Annotated in this window: 3 protein-coding genes and 2 pseudogenes; 3 read left to right on the forward strand and 2 right to left on the reverse strand. The window is 53.8% G+C overall.

All coding sequences use genetic code 11. The features are described from left to right. The 3 genes and pseudogenes from umuC to AAIE02_RS23530 all read left to right on the forward strand — a co-directional run. Positions 1 to 740: translesion error-prone DNA polymerase V subunit UmuC (umuC, locus tag AAIE02_RS23520; RefSeq protein ID WP_498533413.1), on the forward strand; the 740-nt coding region annotated here is incomplete at its 5' end. A gap of 237 nt (positions 741 to 977) precedes the next feature. After that, a pseudogene (locus tag AAIE02_RS23525) lies at positions 978 to 2,174 on the forward strand (IS110 family RNA-guided transposase). A 131-nt stretch (positions 2,175 to 2,305) separates the two neighbouring features. Further along, a complete protein-coding gene (locus AAIE02_RS23530) occupies positions 2,306 to 3,241 on the forward strand; it encodes an Rpn family recombination-promoting nuclease/putative transposase (protein WP_498533414.1) in 936 nt (311 codons plus the stop codon). On the opposite strand, the pseudogene AAIE02_RS23535 reads toward AAIE02_RS23530, so the two are convergent. Then, positions 3,238 to 3,424 (reverse strand): annotated as a pseudogene (locus AAIE02_RS23535) (DUF2913 family protein); the annotation flags it as partial. The gene AAIE02_RS23530 and the pseudogene AAIE02_RS23535 sit on opposite strands and share 4 nt — an antisense overlap. Positions 3,425 to 3,574: 150 nt before the next feature. Continuing rightward, the coding region (locus AAIE02_RS23540; RefSeq protein WP_498533415.1) for a hypothetical protein at positions 3,575 to 3,914 on the reverse strand (340 nt) is incomplete at its 5' end.

Genomic DNA, 3,914 nt, shown 5'->3' on the forward strand with positions numbered 1-3,914 from the left:
CACTGCAGCCAGTAGACGAAATCTGGGGAATAGGTCGCAGGATCTCAAAAACGCTTAATACGATGGGCATCACTACGGCACTGCAGCTGGTGCGCGCGAACCCTGTATTTATCAGGAAGAATTTCAGCGTAGTGCTGGAGAGAACCGTCCGTGAACTCAACGGTGAAAGCTGTATTTCGCTTGAAGAAGCGCCGCCGCCAAAACAGCAGATTGTCTGCAGCCGGTCCTTTGGGGAGCGTGTCACGACGTATGAAGCCATGCGCCAGGCAGTTTGTCAGTATGCTGAGCGTGCAGCTGAAAAACTGCGCGGCGAGCGACAGTTCTGCAGGCACATTGCTGTATTTGTGAAGACGTCACCGTTCGCGGTGAGCGAGCCGTATTACGGGAATGTGGCCAGTGAGAAGTTGATGACTCCCACACAGGATACCAGGGACATCATAGCCGCAGCGGTGAAAGCACTGGATCGGATCTGGGTGAATGGGCATCGATATGCAAAAGCGGGTTGCATGCTCAATGATTTCACTCCTACCGGTGTTTCGCAGCTGAACCTGTTCGATGATACTCAGCCGCGAAGCAACAGCAGCCAGCTGGTGAAAGTCGTGGACAGTATTAACCATTCCGGTCTGGGGAAAGTGTGGTTTGCGGGACGAGGCATTGCTCCTGAATGGCAAATGAAACGAGAAATGCTTTCCCCTGCGTACACCACCAGATGGACAGATTTGCCAGTAGCCCGGTTATGAATATCTCCCCCGTTACTTTATTCGTACCCCTTATAATGGGGTGTTAGCCAGCCAGACCCGGCATGATTAATGCCCCCAGTCGTCCATGATCCGGGGGGGATGTCACCGGGTCTGGTGGGGCGCTGGTAACCGCTAATAGGGGTCAGGTCAGGCACTTTTGCCGGGACCGTCTGTAACGTGGATGCCGGTACCTGCTCCCCGTGGTTATCTGGTTAACCCATATACAAGGGAGACAGAATGACCGAATCCAGCGATTACGAATCCGTTCAGGTCTTTATCGGCGTTGATGTCGGTAAAGATACGCATCACGCTGTTGCCATTAATCGTTCAGGTAAACGCCTGTTCGATAAAGCATTACCCAACGACGAAAACAAACTCAGGTCGCTGATATCTGACCTGAAACAACATGGTCAGATACTGCTGGTTGTTGACCAGCCAGCTACCATCGGTGCGTTACCTGTCGCCGTTGCCCGCTCAGAAGGAGTCCTTGTCGGATACCTCCCTGGACTGGCCATGCGCCGCATAGCCGACTTACACGCCGGTGAAGCTAAAACTGATGCTCGTGACGCTGCCATCATTGCCGAAGCTGCCCGTACCCTGCCTCACGCGCTACGCACGCTGAAGCTGGCTGACGAGCAAATCGCCGAACTATCCATGCTCTGCGGCTTCGATGATGATCTTGCCGCACAGACAACGCAGGCCAGCAACCGTATCCGCGGCCTTCTGACCCAGATACATCCGGCACTGGAGCGCGTTCTCGGTCCGAGACTGGATCACCCAGCCGTGCTCGATCTGCTCCAGCGATATCCCTGACCAGAAAAACTCGCTTCGCTGAGTGAGAAGAAACTGGCAGCCCAGCTCTGCAAACTTGCGCCTCGTCTGGGTAAACGCCTTGCAGCAGACATAGCTCAGGCACTGAACGAACAAACCGTCGTCGTTCCCGGCACGAATGCCGCTGCCGTTGTACTGCCACGCCTGGCACTCCAGCTCATCACGCTGCGTAAACAAAGAGACGAGGTGGCGCTTGAGGTAGAACAGCGAGTTCGTGCTCACCCTCTTTACCCGGTCCTGACCAGTATGCCCGGAGTCGGTGTCAGGACCGCAGCCAGACTCCTCACCGAGGTAGCCTGCCGCGTCTTCGCCTCTGCCGCACATCTCGCTGCTTATGCTGGCCTTGCGCCGGTAACCCGGCGATCCGGCTCGTCAATACGCGGTGAGCATCCCTCGCGACGGGGCAATAAAACCCTCAAACGAGCGTTGTTCCTGTCGGCCTTCGCCGCGCTCAGGGATCCGATTTCCAGGGCTTACTACACCCGCAAAATGAGTCAGGGAAAACGACACAATCAAGCGCTTATCGCCCTGGCGAGACGACGCTGCGACGTTCTGTTCGCCATGATGCGCGACGGGACTTTTTATACCCCGCAGGCGTCATAACATGTTTGACAACTTAATAGGGGCACCCCCCAGAACGATCCCCTGAAGGAATGGCAATTCCGTTCACCGCCAATATTAGCTTTTTCCGGGCTGTGATAACATCTCCGGGTCATTTTTCAGATCCAGGGCCGATGAAGAAGAAAAACAGTACCCCCACCCCTCACGATGCCACGTTCAGGCAGTTCCTGACACAACCGGATATTGCCCGAGACTTTATGGAAATCCACCTGCCCGCAGAGCTGCGCGCAGTCTGCGATCTCAGCACGCTGAAACTGGAATCCGGCTCGTTCGTTGAGGATGATCTCCGCCAGTATTTCAGCGACGTCCTCTACAGCCTGAAAACTACAGCCGGCGACGGATATATTCATGTTCTTGTCGAGCACCAGTCAACGCCGGACAAACATATGGCTTTCCGCCTGATACGCTATGCGGTGGCTGCCATGCAGCGACACCTGGAGGCAGGGCATAAAAAACTGCCACTGGTGATACCGGTGCTGTTCTATACGGGTAAACGCAGCCCGTATCCGTATCCGTACTCCACCCGGTGGCTGGATGAGTTTGACGATCCGTCGCTGGCAGGAAAACTCTACAGCAGCGCTTTCCCGCTGGTAGACGTTACGGTCATTCCGGATGATGAAATCGCTGGCCATCGCAGTATGGCCGCACTGACTTTACTGCAAAAGCATATTCACCAGCGGGACCTGGCAGAACTGGTTGACCGGCTGGCGCCCATCCTGCTGGCCGCATATCTGTCTTCATCACAGGTAATATCGCTGGTACACTATATCGTGCAGGCAGGCGAAACATCGGATGCCGAAGCCTTTGTACGCGAACTGGCACAGCGTGTGCCACAACACGGAGACGCACTTATGACCATCGCACAACAGCTTGAACAGAAGGGCATCGAGAAGGGAATTCAACTCGGTGTACAACGCGGCATTGAAAAAGGCGAGCGCGAAGCCACCCTTAAAATTGCACGAACCATGTTCCAGAACGGCATTGACCGCAATACTGTCATGAAAATGACCGGTCTGACGGAAGACGACCTGGCGCAGATCCGCCACTAATCCTCCTTTCCTGACACTCCCTGTCCGGCCATCAGCGAATACTGGTGGGGGCAGGGAGGTACCAGAGTCAGGCTCCGCCTGCCAACCACAGCGATTAAACACCTTCATCATCCCCGCTACGTTCCCAGTCAGACGCGCTGTCAGCGGATTTATTTGTCGGCCGCTGTCGTCAAAAGCGACATCGGAGCTGTCAATATGAGTTCACCGGATGCTTACGGAAGTGAGCATATCACTTCCGATCAGGTGGCCAGTATCAGTGTGCCACTACATACCCGGCGATGACTTAATGCGACAGAGCCCGACCCCGATGGTCCCGTGGTACATCCATATACTCTAATTCGTGATCGTGTAAAAATTTGATTTAATCTCTGAACTCCATATTGATAATTTTAATGTTATCTGCAAATTTGTCCCCGCAGATGAGGACACATAGTCACGCCTGTAATTAGCAGCACCCGTAATAAACCATTCTTGACCTCTTACAGTGCTAATATTCTGAACACTGATATTTTCAGCTATATCATTCAGATAAATGCTATCTGTAACTCTATTATTATATGCATCATACAATGCTATCAATACAGCCACATTGTTGCCCACTCCGGGATAGCTAGTCCCTCCAGTCTTAATAGTAGAGTTTTCTGCAACCGGCACTCCCGGCGTGATGGCGTAG

Source organism: Cedecea sp. Ae19-4 (genome assembly GCF_059801165.1).

Excerpts from the sequence above, each read along its gene's own strand:
- AAIE02_RS23530 (WP_498533414.1), top strand. The coding sequence starts at position 2,306 with ATGAAGAAGAAAAACAGTACCCCCACCCCTCACGATGCCACGTTCAGG.